This window comes from Amycolatopsis sp. WAC 04182 (genome assembly GCF_003947465.1).
Taxonomy (GTDB): domain Bacteria; phylum Actinomycetota; class Actinomycetes; order Mycobacteriales; family Pseudonocardiaceae; genus Amycolatopsis.
Genome location: NZ_QHJJ01000005.1, coordinates 1 through 17,796, shown reverse-complemented (window position 1 = coordinate 17,796; position 17,796 = coordinate 1). Strand labels below are relative to the sequence as shown.

12 protein-coding genes are annotated in these 17,796 nt (G+C 69.2%); all 12 read right to left on the bottom strand.

The annotated features are described in order from the left end of the window. Nucleotides 1–138: 138 nt before the first annotated feature. Nucleotides 139–939 (bottom strand): bifunctional 2-polyprenyl-6-hydroxyphenol methylase/3-demethylubiquinol 3-O-methyltransferase UbiG, encoded by an 801-nt coding sequence (locus tag DMH01_RS25945; protein ID WP_125679892.1) that lies wholly within the window; start codon nucleotides 937–939, stop codon nucleotides 139–141. 18 nt (nucleotides 940–957) lie between these two features. After that, complete coding sequence (locus DMH01_RS25940; RefSeq protein ID WP_125679891.1) at nucleotides 958–1,590, bottom strand: phosphatase PAP2 family protein; 633 nt, start codon at nucleotides 1,588–1,590, stop codon at nucleotides 958–960. Next, nucleotides 1,587–2,789 carry a glycosyltransferase family 4 protein gene (locus DMH01_RS25935; RefSeq protein WP_125679890.1) on the bottom strand — a complete coding sequence of 401 codons (1,203 nt, stop codon included), beginning with the start codon at nucleotides 2,787–2,789 and terminating at the stop codon, nucleotides 1,587–1,589. The genes DMH01_RS25940 and DMH01_RS25935 overlap by 4 nt, the downstream gene beginning before the upstream one ends. After that, the gene (locus DMH01_RS25930; RefSeq protein WP_199745670.1) at nucleotides 2,786–3,967 is read right to left on the bottom strand and encodes an O-antigen ligase family protein; all 1,182 of its coding nucleotides are present in this window, start codon (nucleotides 3,965–3,967) and stop codon (nucleotides 2,786–2,788) included. Before DMH01_RS25930 ends, DMH01_RS25935 begins: the two co-directional genes overlap by 4 nt. A 64-nt stretch (nucleotides 3,968–4,031) precedes the next feature. Then, on the bottom strand, nucleotides 4,032–5,552 hold the full coding sequence (locus tag DMH01_RS25925; RefSeq protein WP_125679888.1) for a right-handed parallel beta-helix repeat-containing protein: 1,521 nt from the start codon (nucleotides 5,550–5,552) through the stop codon (nucleotides 4,032–4,034). Continuing rightward, nucleotides 5,549–7,480: an alginate lyase family protein gene (locus tag DMH01_RS25920; RefSeq protein WP_125679887.1), complete on the bottom strand. Its 1,932-nt coding sequence runs from the start codon at nucleotides 7,478–7,480 to the stop codon at nucleotides 5,549–5,551. Before DMH01_RS25920 ends, DMH01_RS25925 begins: the two co-directional genes overlap by 4 nt. After that, entirely contained in the window at nucleotides 7,480–9,642 is a 2,163-nt protein-coding gene (locus DMH01_RS25915) for a bi-domain-containing oxidoreductase (protein WP_125679886.1), read from the bottom strand. The genes DMH01_RS25920 and DMH01_RS25915 overlap by 1 nt, the downstream gene beginning before the upstream one ends. Before the next feature lie 294 nt (nucleotides 9,643–9,936). Further along, a complete protein-coding gene (gene asnB, locus DMH01_RS25910) occupies nucleotides 9,937–11,838 on the bottom strand; it encodes an asparagine synthase (glutamine-hydrolyzing) (RefSeq protein ID WP_125679885.1) in 1,902 nt (633 codons plus the stop codon). Nucleotides 11,839–11,853: 15 nt separating this feature from the next. Further along, nucleotides 11,854–13,512: a Wzz/FepE/Etk N-terminal domain-containing protein gene (locus DMH01_RS25905; RefSeq protein ID WP_125679884.1), complete on the bottom strand. Its 1,659-nt coding sequence runs from the start codon at nucleotides 13,510–13,512 to the stop codon at nucleotides 11,854–11,856. Further along, nucleotides 13,509–14,813 (bottom strand): exopolysaccharide biosynthesis protein, encoded by a 1,305-nt coding sequence (locus tag DMH01_RS25900; protein ID WP_125680380.1) that lies wholly within the window; start codon nucleotides 14,811–14,813, stop codon nucleotides 13,509–13,511. Before DMH01_RS25900 ends, DMH01_RS25905 begins: the two co-directional genes overlap by 4 nt. Nucleotides 14,814–14,951: 138 nt before the next feature. Continuing rightward, the gene (locus DMH01_RS25895) at nucleotides 14,952–16,139 is read right to left on the bottom strand and encodes a glycosyltransferase family 4 protein (RefSeq protein WP_125679883.1); all 1,188 of its coding nucleotides are present in this window, start codon (nucleotides 16,137–16,139) and stop codon (nucleotides 14,952–14,954) included. Continuing rightward, complete coding sequence (locus DMH01_RS25890) at nucleotides 16,120–17,436, bottom strand: nucleotide sugar dehydrogenase (protein WP_125679882.1); 1,317 nt, start codon at nucleotides 17,434–17,436, stop codon at nucleotides 16,120–16,122. The genes DMH01_RS25895 and DMH01_RS25890 overlap by 20 nt, the downstream gene beginning before the upstream one ends. Between the last annotated feature and the right edge of the window lie 360 nt (nucleotides 17,437–17,796).

Genomic DNA, 17,796 nt, shown 5'->3' with positions numbered 1-17,796 from the left:
GACGCAACTCGCGTGATTGAACGCGCAACTCGCGTGATCAGGCGAGTTACGCCTCTGATCACGCGAGTTACGCGTCTGATCACGCGAGTTACGCTTTCGGTCACGCATTTAGTCGACTAAACGCGGCGGGCAGGGGTGTCAGGACTTGGTCAGGAAGAAGTAGGCGTAGCGCTCGTCCAGCTCGTTCTTCGGCACCAGCTGGATCGCGTGGGGCGTGAAACCGCACCGCTCCGCCAGCTGCCAGAAGGCGTCGACGCGGTAGGTCGTCATCGCCGCCAGTCCCGAGCGGTACGAACGACGGCGCGGCCGGGTCCGCCACGTGCCGGGGTCGTACTTGACCTGGATCAGCGCGAGCCCGCCGGGGACGAGCAGTTCCCGCGCGATGCGAAGCAGGCGTTCGCCATACTCCGGCGTCGGGATCAGCTCGAAAACGTAGAAACTCACGTAGACGTCGCAGGGCTCCTTCACCATCGAGAGCGCGGCTTCCGGATTCGCGACGTCGATCTCGACGGCCTGGAACGGGGTGTCGCAAACGCCGGCGACCTGCTTCTCGCATTCGGCGAGCGTCTCGGCGGAGATGTCGACGCCGATGAATTCCTGGGCGCGCGGGGCGAAGTGGATGGCGTTCGCGCCACCACCACAGCCCCATTCGACGACGCGATTCCACGGCCGGTCGAAGCCCGCCAGCCGGGCCCCGCCTTCGAACATGTCGAGGTGCCGCTTCCCGATTTCGGCCCAGAGGTCGTTGCCGTCGAAGGTGTCGGACTCGCGCCAGTGCGAATTGTCCTTCCATCTCTTCTCGCCGGGCGAGTTCCAATAGCCCTGTGCGTCGGCCGAGATGGCGGACTCGGACTGTTGGGCGCCGACCGTCGCCAGCGCGCGCTGGCCGAGGTCCTCCGCCCGTGCGGCGATCTTCTTGGCGGCATCGATGAGGGACATGGGGAACCGTTCCTTTCGCTATGTGGTGTTCGAGGACCGGGTCGCCCCTTCGTCGATGAGCAGTGCGGTCACCGGAACCACCGCGAGAGCCACACCGAGGCCGCCCAGCGTGTCAGTCGGGTAGTGCGCGCCCATTGTTACCTGGGCCCAGCCCATCGCGGCCCCGGCGAAGACGACCGCGACGACCAGCAGCACCGACGCCGGGCCGCGCCGGAGACCGCCGAGGGCGCCGAGCGCGGCGGTGAAGGTCAACGCGGCGGCGAAACCGGTGTGCCCGCTGGGATACGCCAGGAATTCGCCGTGGATGTACCGGCCGGTGACCGGTTTCAGCCCGCTCGTCAGCCCGACCGTGACGAGGACGGCCACCACTCCGGTGACGGCGGTTCGCAGCCGCCGCGAATACCAGCACAGACCGAGGAACACGACCATGGTGACGATCGAGCCGACGGGTTCGCCGACGAAGTCGATCACCGTCGCGATCGTCCACCAGGGATCGCCGGACCAGGCGAGCGCGTCGACCAGCGTCGCGTCCGGCCCGGTCGCCCCGGAGGTCCCGGCGTAGACCAGGCCCAGCACCAGCGCGCCGAGCCCGCCGGCCACGGCCAGGACGAACGCGGCCGGACGGAGCGTCGGCGGCAGAGCCGGTTTCACTCCGCGGCCACCTGCCCGGCCGCCTCGATCGCGTCGCGGTAGCCGCCGATCAGCCGGTCCAGCCCGACCTCGGGGGTGAATTCCTGCTCGTAGACCAGCCGCGCCGCCAGGCCGAGTTCGCGGTTCCGGCCGGCGTCGCCGACGACCTCCCGCAGCCGCCGCGCCAGCGACTCGGCGTCGCCGGGTTCGTGCAACAACCCGGTCACGCCGTCCTCGACCAGTTCGCGGAACGCGCCGTGCGCGGCCGCGACGGTCGGGACCCCGGCGGCCATCGCCTCGACGACCACCAGCCCGAACGTCTCCAGCCATTCCGACGGCGCCACCGCCACCGCCGCGCGAGTGACCAGTTCGGCGCATTCCGCCTTGCTCCGCAGCCCTTCGTAGCGGACGTCGTCGCGGCCTTCCGCCCAGCGCGCGACCTCGTCCTGCATCGGGCCGGTACCCGCGATCACCAGCGGCATGCCGAGCCCGCCGGCCGCGGCGATCCGGTCCCAGGCCGTCATGAGCAGGCCGATCCCCTTCTCCGCGGTGATCCGGCCGAGGAACAGGACGTGCTCGCCGGTACCGGAGCGCCGGATGCCGGGGTCGGCGACGAAGTTGTACTTCACCGCCAGCCGTTCGGTGGGCATCCCGGCGGCGACCAGCACCTCGCGCTGAGCCCGCGAAATGCAGAAGAACCGGGACACGCCGGACCACCAGCGACGCCGGTTGAGCATCAGGCTCGCCGCCATCGGCACGGTCGCGAGCGCCGACCCGCGATAGCAGCCGTGCCGCACCGCGGGCACCGGCGTCCGGCCGACGCAGTCCGTGCACACGTGCCCGTCGCGGTACAGCGTGCCGGGCGGGCAGATCAGGGTGTAGTTGTGCACGGTCGCGACGACGGGCACGCGCGCGTCCGCGCACGCCGCCAGCACCGACGGCGACAGCAGCGGGAACGTGTTGTGGACGTGGACGACGTCCGGCCGGTCTTCGGCCAGCCGCCGGGCGAGATCGGCGCGCGCCGCCCGGTTCCACGGCACCTGGAGCGGGACGACGGCCTTGCGCGGCAACGACATCGCGGAGATGTCGTCACTGCGCCGTTCGAACAGGCCGACGTCGTGCCCGGCGGCCGCGAGCAACGCGACCTCCTGGTCGACGACGTTGTTCTCCCCGCTCGGCTGCTCGGACCGATAGCGGTTGTGGACCACGAGGACCTTCACGCAGGCTCCTTGGCCGGGACGAAATTCTTCTCGGTGACAGGCACCCGCACCAGCAGCGACGCCGCCAGTGCCAGGTGCAGCAGGTACGGCGACGCGTCACCGAGGCCCGCTTCGGTGTAGGACGCCGAAACGCAGTAGATGATCAGGAAGATCGCGCACGCCCTGGCCAGCGACGGCGGCCGCAATGCGGCGACCACGAGCAGCACCAGCATGAAGGCCGCGACGATCGCGATCCCGACGTAGCCCTGTTCGTGGTAGACCGCCAGCCAGCTGTTGTCGATGGGCAGGCCGATGTAGGACTTGTTCGTCAGCCCGACGCCGAACACGTACTCGCCGAGGGTGCGCGGGTCGGACAGCAGCGCGTCCCACACCTTCGCGCGGCCGGTGAGGCTGGAGAAGTTCTCCGAGCTCTGGCCGCGCAGGAACCAGGCCTGCAACAGCGAACCGAGGACGACGGTGGACACCGCGCCGATCAACGCGACCCCGGCGAACACCTTCCTCGCCCGCGCGCTGGACATCCAGAGGGAGAGCAGCGCGATCAGCACGCCGGCGACCAGGCCGAGCGTGGCCGTGCGGGTGTGGGTCAGCAGCAGGATGCCGATCGAGGGGACGATGACGATCAGCGCGTTCAGCCGGTCGAGTTCACCGCCGAGCCACAGCAGCAGCGTGAGCCCGATGACCACCGCCGAATACTGCCCGACCTGCGGCGGGGTCAGCGGCCAGATGGTGCCGGTCAGCCGTCCGCCGTATTCCTCGGCCAGCGCGATCCCCGGTGACGCGGCCAGCCCGATGACGACCGTCAGCAGGACCGCCGAGTAGGTCCGGATGTGGTGCCGCACGAGCCGGATCCCGCCGTCCCACCAGCGGGTCAGCAGCCACAGCGTGCTGACGAACAGACCGAACCGGAAGCAGCGGAACAGCGCGCCGTACCCGACTTCGAGGTTCAGGCTCGCCATCAGACTGAGCACCACCAGGATGCTGAGCAGCAGCAGGTACGCGCTCGGCCGGATCCGGAGCCGGGCGTTCAACGCCAGCGCGACGCAGAACGCCAGCACGAGCGAACCCATGGTGACCAGCTGGATCACCGAACGCGGGATCGGGATGACGGTCGTCGCGCCGGTGGAGCCCAGCGTGTTCAGGATCAGCAGCGCCCACACGAGGGCGACCGCCTTCGGCATACCCGGCGACTGCGAGGGCCGTTCGCCCCGGGGCAGATGCGGAAAACGGGTTTTCTGCCGCATGTCAGCCTCCCCCTTGGCGGCTGTAGGTCGATCCGGCGTCCTGGTTGTACGGGCCGCCCTGCCATTCTCCGATGCTCAGGTTCCGGCTCGGTTCGAAGGCGACGAAGTTCCACGGCCCGACGTAGGTGTTGTCGTGCCACTTGTTGCCTTGGGCGAACGTGATCGCCTGCTGCACGACCTCACCCCGGTACGGCGACCAGTCCGGGTAGGTGCCGAAGTTCGCGAGCACGGCCATCCGCGCGCAGGTGTTCTCGCAGCCCGCCACCGCCGGGTCGAGGACGAACCGGTTGTGGTGGATCTCGACACGCTGGGTCTTCCAGCGGCAGTCGTCGAACAGCGTGCCGGACGCGATCGCCGGCCGCGCGCAGGTCTCGTGGTCCGGCACCAGTTTCGTGCACGATCCGGACGAGGTGTTGGCGGGGCTGTTGCAGAAGCGGTCCGAGTTCTCCCAGAGCGTGATGCCGTTCCAGTTGTTCTCGAGGACGTTCCCGGCGATCTCCACCTTGTCCGTCCGGGCCTTCACCCTCGGCTCGCCGCCGGATTCGGAGAGGTAGATCGCCGCCACCGGGAAGCTGTCGCCGCGGTCGATGAAGGTCTTGCCGTCCACGCGGTTGTTGCGGCGGAGGGTGTTGCCGCGGATGACGGCGTTGTAGCTGGTCTCGTACATGAGCCCGGTGCTGTCGTTGCCCTCGACGAGATTGCCCTCGAACAGGAAGTCGTTGTTGTTCGTGTCGGCCCACAACCCGGCCCCGCGGTTGGCGTGCACCCAGTTGCCGCGGACGTCGGCGCCGTCGACGGCCCAGAACTTCACGCCGCCGGTGCAGCCGCAGCCGTCGACCTTCTTCTCCCAGTCACCGGTGTTGTTCCCGGTGATCTCGTTGCCTTCGACGACGAGCCCGGTGATCCCGTTCTTCCCCTCGTAGGCGTTCATCCCGTACTGCCCGTTGTTCCGCAGGCAGTTTCCCCGCACCTGCTGCCGCGCGCCCGCCATCAGGCCCGCGCCTTCGTTGTCCTGCACCGTGTTGTGCTCGATGATCCAGCCGGGAGCGGAGTCGTGGTTGACCACGCCCTCGTCGCGCGGGGCCTGGAATCCCCGCACCGTGAGGTACTGGATCTTGACGTCGGCGGCGTTGCCGGTGAAGGCGTACTGGTTGATCTTCCGGCCGTCGAGAACGGCTTCCGGCGCGCCGAGATAGACGTTTCCGGCCTTCGGCTGCACCTGGTCGAAGCGGTCTTCGCCGAGCCGGTGCGTGCCGGGCGCCAGCCAGAACGTCGTGCCAGGGCCGCTCGCCCGGGTCTTCGCCACGAGATCGCCCGCGACGGCCGGATCGACCGTCACCGCTCCCGCCGGTGCCGCCGCCGGACCCGGCGGCAGCTTGCCGCACACCTGCGCCACCGCACCGGACGGCGCTCGCCCGGGGTCGGGCGGTGCGCCCGCCTCGTCGGCGGGGTCCGGGGTGCAGGCGGCCAGTGCCGTCACGGCCAGCAGGATCGGCAGGAAGCGATGCGGTCGAACCGTCACAACGGAGGCCCCTCGGGGTCGAAGGTGAGCTTTGTGGTCATCCCGGTCGAGGCGGTCCCGGCGCCGATCAGCGTCCACGCGGGCTCACGGCGGCCGAATCCCGCCGAGTACCAGCCGAGCGGCGGGGTGGTCTCGCCGCGGTGTGCGGACCACCTGAGCTGCGACGGGAGTTCCATCGAAGCGCTCCGTTCCCGGCCGTCGGCCGTCCAGGACAACTCGGCCGTCGCTCCGGTGAGGACGACCTCGACGGCCGGGCCGAAGTGGAACGCGAGACGGCACGGCCGGGTCTCCCCGCGGACCTCGTCGAGAATCCGCAGCTCAGTGCCGTCCAGCTCCACCGAACGCCGGTGGACGGAAGGCGCGTAGCCGTCGTGTTCCGCGCTCCAGCGTGACGGCGTGCCCGCCGCGATCACGGTGGTCGCGGCGTGTTTCGTCCACAGGAACGGGCCACCGGACACGGACTGGTCGGCACCGGCGAGTTCGAGCGTGTTGTGCCCGGCCGTGGACCGGAAATACGACCGCCACTTCGGTTCGCCGTGGTAGCAGTAGGTCCCGGGGTCGGCGAGGATGTCGACGCCGTCGTGCCGGACCTCCACCGAAAGCGCGTCCGCGTGCGCGTGGGCGGCGATGGACAGGAAGCCGTGCGGCCCACCGTCGCAGCGGCACCAGACGTCGCCGTCCCGGAGGATGGTCATCCCGGCGTCGGCGAAGTCGTCCCGCCGTCGCACCGGTCGCCGCGCGTCGACCTGGATGTCCTTGGCCAGCGCGGAGAAGAGCTGCGTGCGGACATCACCGCCCGGTGTCTCCGGCCACCAGTCCGAACGTCCGAAAAGGACGGAACCGGTGTCGAGCAGCGACGCCCAGCGGCTCGTCTCGTCACCATCGACGATGAGCCCGAAGCCGTCGTCCGCGTCCCCCTGCCTCGGCGGGCGCAGCTTGTTGTCCACAGTGGACGCCAGCGCGTCGGTCATCCGGAGCAGCACGAGCCAGGTCGACTCGGGCACCGCGACCCCGGCGGCCTTCGCCTCCAGCGCCCCGGCGAGCCCCAGTTCCAGCACGAGCCCGTGGTACTCGGTGGCGAGTTCGCGGTTGAGCCCGGACTCGAAGGTGTTGTGCCGCAGCATCTTGTCGAGCGACGCGAGCGCCGTTTCCCGCCATCCGGCGGATTCCGGGAACCAGGCGAACGCGCATGCCGCGGCGAGCTGCCCCGCGTCCTCGGCGATCACGTGGTTGTTCGCCGACGAACCCCGGCTCGGGAACGCCGCCAGCCAGCGCTGGTGGTGCCAGATCTGGCTGAGCGCCACGGGGTTGTCCTCGAACAGCGCCGGAGTCCGCGCCCAGCCGTCCAACAGGCGCCGGACCCACACCCACGACAGCAGTCGGATGCCGAGTTCGATCCCGCTGACCCAGTGCACCCCGCGCATCGGCGGGTTGGCCGCCCACCACGAGTTCAGGTGCGCGGCGACGCGTTCGGCGTATCGGTCCTCGCCGGTCAGGGCGTACGCGGCGGCCAGCACGGTGAGGTGCTGGTGCCGCGACGGCTCCCAGATCTGCTTGATGTCGCCGACGGCGTCCTCGCTCCGGTACGGGATGTCGAAGGAGTACACGTCGGACGGCGCTCGGCGGCCGGTCTTCGGGTCGTACGACCAGTCCGGGGCGACGAGGTCGTCCCGCTCGACGCCGAAGTACTCGGCGCGCCCGTCCATCAGCCGGTCGGCGGCGACGAGCAGATCCTTCACGGCTTCACCCGAAACGGCGGCGAGGACGTCTTCGCCGGGCACCGTCACGAACCGGCGAACCGGCAGCCAGGACGGCTTCTCCCCCGCGACCCCGCGCCACTGGCGTTTGCGCACGACATCGGTGACCCGGCCCGCGACCTCGGCGGGCCCCATTCGCGACAGTCTTCGCAGGTACCAGGACGGATCCATCAGCCGAGTCCGATCCGGACCGGCATCCCGGTCTCCAGGCTGCGGTTGACCGCGAGCGTGGCCAGCGTCGTCGAAACGAGCGACTCGACCGAGACCGGCATCGCGACACCGGTGCTCAGCGCGTCGACGAACGCTTCGAGTTCGGCGGCCTGCCCCTTGTCGCGGCCCTTGGGGATCCGCGAGCTGGCCCACTTCTTGCGGCCGAACACCGACGCGCGCGCGAAGTCGTCGAACCTCAGCACCTTGCCGTCGGCGGTGAGATCGATCGTTTCCTTGGGGAACGCCGACGAACCGCTGGTGGTGTAGGCGATCGACGCCGTCGAGCCGTCCGGATAGCGCAGCAGGATCTGGAGGTCCTGGTGCCCGGGCGTCGCGGTCGCGTACACCGAGACCGGATCGGAGCCCAGCAGCCAGCTGACCGTGTCGATGAAGTGGCCGCCCTCGCCGGCGAACCGCGAACCCTCGCTGTCGGCCTGGTTGTACCAGCTGTTCGCGTCGAGCTGCCCGGCGTTGACCAGGTAGCGCACGGAAGCCGGGCCGATCCGCGGGCCGAACTGGCGCACCGCCTCGTTCAGCAGCGGGGCGAACCGGCGGTTGAAGCCGACCTGCAGCCGGTCGTTGCCGGATTCCTCGATCGCGCCGAGCACGATCTCCAGTTCCTTCTCCGAGAGCGCGAGCGGCTTCTCGACGAAAACGGCCTTGCCCGCGAGCAACGCGCGCCTGGTCAGCTCGGCGTGCGAGCTGTGCCTGGTCACGATGAACACGGCGTCGATCGACTCGTCTTCGAGCATCGCGTCGACGTCGGTGGAGGCGCGGGCGAAGCCGAACTTGCGCTTGGCGTTCGCGCCCGAGAGCGCGGACGTGGTGACGACTTCGAAGAGGTCCATGTACTCCATCTCCACGAGATGGGGAAGGAGCATCGAGGACGCGTAGTTGCCGGCGCCGATGAAGCCGATCCGCAAGCTGTCGGGCTTCGGCACCGCGCGGGAGGTCACCGGCTTCGGGAGGGCGACCGAGGTGACGGGCTCCGTGGTGGCGGCGGCCCGCTTTTCGTACTCGAACAGCACCGCGACGGCCTTGAGCTTGCCCTCGTCGAGCTGCCGGTAGGTCTCGACGGCGTCGGAGAAGGCCGAGACGTGCGAGATCAGCGGCTCGACGTCGAGACGGCCGCTGCCCATCAAGTCGACGACGCATTCGAGGTTGCGGCGCTCGGTCCAGCGGACCTGGCCGATCGGGTAGTCGCGGCCTTCGAGTTCGTACTCCGGGTCGTAACGGCCGGGGCCGTACGAACGGGAGAACCGGACGTCGAGTTCCTTTTCGTAGTAGGCGTTCCATGGCAGGTTCAGCGAGCACTTGCCGATGTCGATCACCCGGCCGCGGTCGCGGGCCAGCTTCGCGGCCAGCTCCACCGGCTCGTTCGTGCTGCCGCCCGCGGCGAGGTACACCTGGTCGACGCCGTGCCCGGAGCTGATCTCCGCGACCGCGGTGTCGATGACGCCGGGATCACCGCATTTCAGCGCCCCGAGCCGTTCGGCGAGCTCGCAGCGCGCCGGGTCCGGGTCGACGCCGACCACGCGGACGCCGGAGGCGACCAGCAGCTGCACGACCAGCTGACCGATCAGGCCGAGCCCGATGACCAGCGCGATGTCGCCGATCTGCGGTTCGCCCTGGCGGACGCCCTGCATCGCGATCGAGCCGACCGTGCCGAACGCGGCGTGCCGCGGGTCGACGCCGTCGGGCACCTTGGAGTAGAGGTTCTTGGGCACCCAGTTCAGTTCCGCGTGCAGCGCGTGCTCGTTCCCCGCGCACGCCACGTGATCGCCGACGGCGACGTCGTCGATGCCCGCGCCGACCTCCTCGACGACACCGCACAGCGAGTACCCCAGCGGCGTGTACGAGTCGAGTTTGTTCATCGCCTTGCGGTAGGTGGCGCCGAGCCCGTTCGTCGCGACGCTCTGCATCACCTTCGCGACCTGATCCGGCCGGGCCTTCGCCTTGCCCACCAGCGAAAGACTCGCCTCGGACACCTTCATCATCTCGGTGCCGGTGGAGATCAGCGAATAGGCGGTGCGGACCAGCACACCCCCCGGTTTGCACGCGGGCACTTCGACGTCGAGGAGCGCCAGCTCCCCGCTCTTGTAGTTCTGCACTACCTGCTTCACGTCGCTCCTAGTGATGGATAAGGCAAGTGGTGTGACGGCTGCGGTACCGCGTCGGTACAGGTGTTCGTGAGTGGCGTTTCTGGGCATTGAAGGGCAAGGCACAGGTGTCGGGTGTCGCGAAGGGGACTTTCGCCGCATCGGATGCGGGGAAAGTCCCCTTCACCCCTGCTCCTGGCGCTGCCGACCCACATTCCCCCTGCACGAGACCCAGCGACGGTGTCGCGAAAGCCACTTTCGGGACACCAGACGTCCCGAAAGTGGCTTTCGCGACACGCCCTGGCCATGAATCGCCACTCATGACCCACCTTGCCGAGCCGAAACGGCGCCGCGATACCAGTACTCGAGGGTCAAGATGTGCCAGAGATGCTTGGACCGGTCCTGCTGCCCGGACGCGTCTTCGTCGACGAGCTGCTGCAGGGCCTCCCGACGGAGGAACCCGGCCTTCACCAATTCACCCTCGTTCGTCACCTCGCGCACCAGCGGCGCGAGGTCGCGGCTCATCCAGGCCCGCAGCGGCGCGCTGAACAGGCCCTTCGGCCGGTGCACGATCTCGGCGGGAAGGATCGACAGCGCCGCTTCCTTCAGCGCCATCTTCCCTTGGCGCTTCACGATCTTCTTGTCGCCGGGGATCCGGAACGCGGCCTTCACGACCTCGACGTCGACGAACGGCGTCCGCACCTCGGTGGAGGCGGCCATGCTCGACCGGTCGGTGTAGGCGAGGTTGAGCCCCGGCAGGAAGAGCCGGGAATCGGCGAGGCACATGCGATTCACGAAGTCCGACAACGTGTTGTCGTGGTAGGTGTCCGCGTGCTCGGTGATCACGTCGTCGACGGCGCCGGCGAGGTCCGGGTTCAGCAGACCGACCAGTTCGGCCTGGTCGTACATCGTGTAGCTGCGCCGGAACGCGGTCTCCTCGGGCAGTTCCGCGAACGAAAGGAACCGCTTGGCGAAGCGGACCGACCGGAACCCCCGTTTCGACGTCGCCACCGGCAATCTGTCCACAAGGGACTCCACCGGACGGCGGACGAGACCCGGAACCCGTTGGTACTGCACGGCGAGTGTGTTCGCGAGGTGCTTGCGGTATCCGGCGAACAGCTCGTCGGCGCCCATGCCGGAGAGCATCACCTTGACACCTGCCTCGCGGGCGGCGGTGCAGATCAGATAGCTGTTGATCGCCGCCGGGTCACCGATCGGCTCGTCGAGGTGATACGTCATCCGCGGCAGCAGATCCAGCACCTGCGGCGCGATCTCGATCTCGTGCAGGTCGACGCCGAATTTCGCGGCGACCTTCTTCGCGTACATCAGGTCGTCCGGCATCGCCTCGAACTTCGCGTCCTCGGCCCGGAAACCGATGGTGTACGCGGAGATCCCCGGCCGCTCGCGCGCGGCGATCGCGGTCAGGTAACTGGAGTCGAGGCCGCCGGAGAGGAACGTCGCGACCGGCACGTCCGCGATCAGGTGCTTGCGCGTGGAGTCCTCGATGACGGCGTTGAGGTCGAACTCCCCCTCATAGGCCGCGCCTTCCTCGGCGACCTGGCGCAGCGACCAGAAGGTGCCGCGGTCGACGTCGCCGTTCGGCCGGAACCGCGCCCAGCTGCCCGGCGGCAGCTTCTCGGCCTCCTTGAACGCGCAGCGGCCGTCCGGGACCCAGTAGTAGAGCAGGGAAGCGACGAGCGCGGTGTCGTCGACGGTCAGGGAGCCGCCCAGTTCGGCGGCCAGCGCCTTCAGCTCGGACGCGAAGGCGACGCCCTTGCCGCGGCGCACCAGGAAGAGCGGCTTGATCCCGAGCTGGTCACGGACCAGCACCAGCTCGCCGGACCGCTCGTCGAAGACACCGAACGCGAACATGCCGCGCAGCCGGTGCAAACCCTCGGTGCCCCACGCGCGCCAGGCTTCCAGCAGGACCTCGGTGTCGGACGTGCCCCGGAAGCGCACACCGGTGGCTTCGAGTTCCTCCCGCAGCTCCGGCGCGTTGTACAGCTCGCCGTTGTAGGTCAGCGCGAGCCCGTCCTTGACCATCGGCTGCGCGCCGGTCTCGGTCAGGTCGACGATCGACAACCTACGGTGTCCTAAATGGACCTCTCCGTGGTCGTATCGGCCGGAACCGTCGGGGCCGCGGTGGGCGAGTGTCTTGGTGAGCCGATCGGTGAGCGGTCCCCCGTCCGGCCAGTGGTAGGCCCCTGCGATGCCGCACATCTGCTTTCGCTCCCCTTACAAGGCTTCGGCGTTGTCCTGCGTGACCGGTGCGAATCGGGTGGTCGGCTGGTCTGCGTCGTTCTCGCCGGCCCGCTTGTACGGCGTCGGCGTGCGGCGCGGCGCCGTCTTCGGGGCGGGCTCGGGTGGCGCCACCGCGAGCCGCCGCACGGTGGGCTCGTCGTCCGGGAACATCTCGACCGGCTTCGGCGGCGGCCCGGCGGGCCTCGCGTGCGGGCGGCGCGCGGGCACGGGCTCGGGTGTCCGCACGGGCTCGGCGGCCCGGCCGCGCAGCGCGGTGTGCAGGCCGTCCCACAGGGTGCCGTCGGTGTGGTCGCGCGGATCCGGGTCGACCAGCACGACCCCGACGATCGGGATCCGGCGTTCGGCGAGCTGACGCGCGACGGTGTGCAGCCATTCGGTGTTCGCCTGCCCGGCGCGCACGACGAGGATCGCTTCCGCGCCGAGGTGTTCGAGATCCGTCCACGCGGTCCCCGGCTCGATCGAGCCGACGCCGATCCGGCGTTCACCGGAGACCTTGGGCTCGTCGCGGTTCAGGACGCGGATCTTGCCTCCGGCGGCCAGCTCGCGCAGGCCCGCCCTCGGCAGTTCGTCGACGAGCGCGACCGGGGCCTGCTCCGCGAGCTCGTTCGCGATGTCGACGGCCAAGGCGGCCGTCGTGGTGCGCGCGCCGAGGTCGAGCAGCGACACCGTCCCGTCGTCCTCGCGGATCGTGCGGATCAGTGTCTTCGCGACGCGTTCGCGTTCCTCCAGCGCACGGCGTTTCCGGAACCAGCGCGGCGGCTTCGGCAGCTGGGCGATCACCGACGCGCCGAGATGGCGGGAGAGTTCGCGGCGCAGGACCGGCCGGTCCTTCACCACGCTGCCGATGGCGGCCAGGACGAGACCCGCCAGCAGACCGAGCACCAGGCCGATCCCGGCGGCGGTGCCGGTGGATTTCAGCAAGGACTTCGGCAGGATCCGCGGCGCGTCCACGATCTGCGTCCCCGCACCGACCTTCGGGGTGCCGATACCCGCTTCCTGCGCGCGGCCGTCGTAATCGGAGATCTTGGACGTCAGCTCCGCGCGGCGGGAGTACAGCCGCTCCAGCTGAGCCGGGTTGGGGTTCCGCTTCGCCTCTTCGGCGACGATGTCGTTCTGGATGGTGCCGAGCTCGGTCTGCGCCTGGTTGCGCTGGTCGAGCAGCGCCTTCTGCTCGGCCGCCGCGCCCGCCTGGTTGCGTGCGACGTACTCGGCGATGAAGGCGTCGGAAAGCGCCTGCGCGCGGGCGATCGCGTCGGCGTCGTCCTTGCCCTTGACCGTCACCTGGAGGACGTTGTTCGTCACGCCGAGCGCGGTGTAGTCCTTGAGGAATTCCTCGGGCGGCTGGGTGCTGTTCAGCTTCTTGAGCGCGTCGCCGGCGATCTTCGTCGTCTCCAGCACGGCGACGTCGGTCTCCATCAGCGTGCCGCTGTCACTGGGCGAATCGTCCGCGTGGACGACCAGGATCTTCGCCACGGCCGTGGGGGGCGACGGCAGGAACATCGCCACCAGCCCGCCGGCGATCAGCCCGGCGAGGGCGGTGGCCAGCCACAGGCGACGACGCCGCCGGACCGAGACCACGAGCCGCTGGAGATCGATGAGCGGCTCGGATTTCTCTTTTTCGGCGGTCGTCACGGGGTACCTGCCAGTGCTTCTCGATCTTTTTCGGCCTGCTTCCCGGGTTTCGCACCCGGGGTGCGGGTCGGCCGGACGGGGCGGATCAGGGCCGCTCCCACCACGGCCGGCCCCGCGTCGGCGCACGCCTCGGCGACACCGACCAGCTCCCACGCGGTTCGCGTACCCAGACCGAGCACGACGAGCACACCTTCGGCGGAGTGGTCCTCCACGACCGGCCGTGCCGGGGCCACCGTGACGACGGTGAACCGGCGGCCGGCGAGTTCGGCGATCCTGGTGGCCGCGGTCCGCGCGGCGTGATCGCCCTCGGCCACCAGCACCAGCAGCCGCCGCTGCGGGAGCCGGGACACGAGGCGGCGGTAGTGGACGTCGCCGTCGATCTCGTCGGGGGTGACGTCGATCCGCCGGATGTTCCACGGCTTGTCGTCGCCCAAGAGCTTCGCCCGCAGGCTCCGCCCCGCTCCGGGATCGGATTCATCGGCGACGTCGGGAATGTCGACAGTGGCCAGCACCGGTCCGCCGAGCGCCGCCCCGATCTCTTCCTCGTCCCGCAACCGCCGGTCGGTGCGGGCGGCGAAGAGGTGACCGAGCAGGCCGATCACGAAGAACAGCGCCGCGCCGCCGAGGGCCAGCTGCGGCAAGGTCGGCGCCGCCGCCGAAGTCGGCCGCTCGGCCGCGCCCATGACGACCATGCTGCCCAGACCGCCGCTCGTGGTGTCGGTGGCGTTGAGGGTCGACATCGCCTGCTCGATCGACGAGCGCAACGCGGCCAGCTCGGTGCGCAGCTGGACGGTCTCCACCGAGGTCGTCCCGTCGGAGACCTTCTCCGCCAGTTCGGTGATCCGCTGGTTCGTCTGCGCGACCTGCTGACGCAAGGTCTCACGGCGTTCCTGCGCCACCTTGACCGCGGCGTCGCCGGTGCTGGCGAGGACCTGCGTCGAGTACTTCACGAATTCCTGGGCGACCTGATCCGCGACCTGCTGCGCGTGCTCGGCGGAATCGTCGGTCGCGGCGATGGTGATGACGTTGCCCTGCGCGACCGTGGTGCTCACCCGGTCTCGCAGGTCGGCGCCGCTGCCGCGGCCGAGGACGGCGGCGGCCCGGTCGAGCACCACCGAACTGGTCGCCACCTCGGCCTGGGTGAGCAGTTCGTCCGCCTCACGCGGGCCCTGCAGCAGCACGTTGGACGTCGTCCGGTAGCCAGGGGAAAGGATCACCGACGAGCCCGCGCCGACGAGGGCGCCGAGGAGGGCGAGGACCACCAGGGTCCGCCACCTCCCGCGCAGGACCTGTCCGATCATGGACAGGCGCACCGTGTCGTCAGTCAAAGCCGGGATCTCCGTCCGGTGCGTGGGGGTGTGCATGAATCCCGTCGGACCGGCCACCGCGTTGGTTACAGGGTTGCCCGACTCTTGTTCAAAACGCGACCGGGAAGTCGATCACCGGGCCGCGGCCGCATAGGCCGCGAGCAGGGCTTTCTGGGAGTTCTCCCACGACAGCGGACCGGCGACGCGCGCCCGTCCCAGCTCACCCATGGCGGCCCGCTGGTCCGGCGAGTCGAGCAGATGCGCGATCAGCTTGGCGAACTCCGGTTCGTCGTTCGCCGGGGCGTAAAGGGCGGCCTCTCCGGCCGAAACCCTGGCCTCCCGCAGCTCGAACGAAACGATCGGACGGCTCATCGCCATGTACTCCATGATCTTGTTCATGGTCGACACGTCGTTGAGCGGGTTCAACGGATCCGGCGAAAGACAGACGTCGGCCGCGGACAGATAGCGCAGCAGGTCTTCGTCGGAGATCCGGCCGGTGAACTCGACCTGGTCGTCGAGCTTCAGGTCCTGGGACAACGCCACCATGGCGTCGAAAGCGTCGCCGGAGCCGATGAACACGGCGTGCCAGTCGGAGCGGCCGACCTCGTCCCGCAAGGAGGCGAGCGCGCGCAAGGCGTAGTCGACGCCGTCCTGCGGGCCCATCACGCCGAGGTACGCCAGCAGATGCGGCTTGCCCTTCTTCAGCTCGGGCTCGACCGGGACCATGCGGAACCGCTCGACCACGGGCGCGCTGCGCACGACGAAGACGTCGTCCGGCGACTTGCCGCCGCGTTTCACGGCGACGTCCTTGTAACTCTCGTTGGTCGCGATGACGACGTCGGCCGTCTTGTACGTGCGGCGCTCCAGCGCGCAGACCGCGCGGTACAGGAAGTCCTCTCCGCGATCGAAACGCGAGAGGTACAGCTCGGGGCAGAGGTCGTGCTGGTCGAAGATGAACTTCGCGCCCTGGCGCTTGAGGTACAGCGCGACGAGGAAGAGCAGGTCCGGCGGGTTGCAGGCGTGCACTACGTCGACCCTGCCGACCTTGCGGGCGAGCCGCAGCGTGTGCCACAGCGCGGAGCCGTACTCCTGGACGTACCCGGCCGGACCGCCGGTGGCGGCCTTCAGCGGGTACCGCAGGATGTGGACACCGTCGATGGCGATTTCGGCTTCGGTGTCCCGCTTCGTCCCTTGTGGACAGATGACGTGGACTTCCCAGCCGGCGTCGCGAAGGGTCTGACATTCCTGCCAGACGCGGCGATCGAAGGGGACGGACAGGTTCTCGACGAGGATGAGAGCTTTACCAGGCAAGACCGACATATCCCTCTTCAGCCCGGCGACGGTCGGCGTCGGGTACGCGGACGAGATCGATGATGGTGTGGCCGCCGCCCGCCGGGAGCGCCGCGAGGACCTCCGGGTCGGTGCAGCCGATGAGACAGACTTCGGCGTGGTCGACGACCTCGCCGACGGAGCCGGCGAGCAGCTGGCCGAGATGCGGCAGCCTGCCCTCGATGTACTCGCGGTTCGCGCCCATCAGCCGCGAAAGGCTGACGTTGGCGTCGTAGATGCGGAGGTCGTACCCCTTGCCGAGCAGGCGCTCGGCAAGTTCGACGAGCGGGCTCTCCCGCAGATCGTCGGTGCCGGGTTTGAACGACAGGCCGAACAGCCCGACCTTGCGTTTCCCGGTGCGCGCGACCAGATCGAAGGCACGCTGGAGGTGTTCGTCGTTGGAAGGCAGCACGTGCGACAGGATCGGGACGGCGACGTCCGCGCGGTGCGCGGCGTAGACCAGGCCGCGCAGATCCTTGGGGAGGCACGAGCCGCCGAAAGCGAACCCGGGGCGGAGGTAGGCGGGGCTGATGTTGAGCTTGCGGTCGGCGAGGAAGACGTCGATCACCTGATGCGAGTCGAGCCCCAGCGCCCGGCAGATCGAGCCGAGCTCGTTCGCGAAGCCGATCTTGAGCCCGTGGAAGGAATTGTCGGCGTACTTCGTCATCTCGGCGACCGGGATCGCGACGCGGAAGACTTCGCCGGGAAGCCCTTCGTACAGCGCCGCGACGACGTCACCACTGGCCGCGTCGAGCTCGCCGATGACGGTCTTGGGCGGGTCGAAGAAGTCCTTGACGCTGCTCCCCTCGCGCAGGAACTCGGGGTTCACCGCGACCCCGAAGTCGACGCCCGCGGTGCGGCCGGACGACTTCTCGAGGATGGGGACGAGCAGATCCAGGCAGGTGCCGGGGAGCATGGTGCTGCGGAAGACGACGGTGTGCCTGGTGGCTTTTTCCTTGAGCGCTTCGCCGATTTCCTCGGCGACGCGCTCCAGGAACGCCGTCGACAGGCTGCCGTTCGGCGCCGACGGGGTACCGACGCAGATGAGGGAGACTTCGCTGTCCGCGATCGCCTGTCTTACGTCGGTCGTGGCTCTCAGCTTGCCCGCGGCGACCACCTCCGCGGTCAATTCCCCGATCCGCTCTTCGACCACCGGCGCCTTGCCGCTGGAGACGAGTTCGATCTTCACCGGGTTCACGTCGACCCCGACGACCTCGTGCCCGCGTCCGGCAAGGCACGCCGCGGACACACAACCGACGTAACCGAGCCCGAAGACACTGATCTTCATGACGAATTCCTCCAGCCGCATTCCGCTGCCCGTTGGTCGGTGGGAGGTCCGGGTTCGTTACCGGTGTCCTGCGTTCGCCTGCTTTTGGCGGAATGCCTGTGCGGCAAGGGAATTACTCATCGTCCACGGGGTGCGAAACGCTACAGGAAGCGCGTAACGATCTCGTGCGCGATCGGGCGGCGGTGAGGGGTGGGTCGGGGTGGTCGTGAGTGGTAAGTGCCGTTAGAACGGCATGTGCTGTTTCAGGACCTCACGGACAGATGTGTTTCAGGACTTGTCGGACAGTTTGGTGTTGAGTGGTTGGTAGCGTAGTGCTCGGTTGAGGGTGAGCTGGCGGGCGATGGTGTCGCCGATCATGAT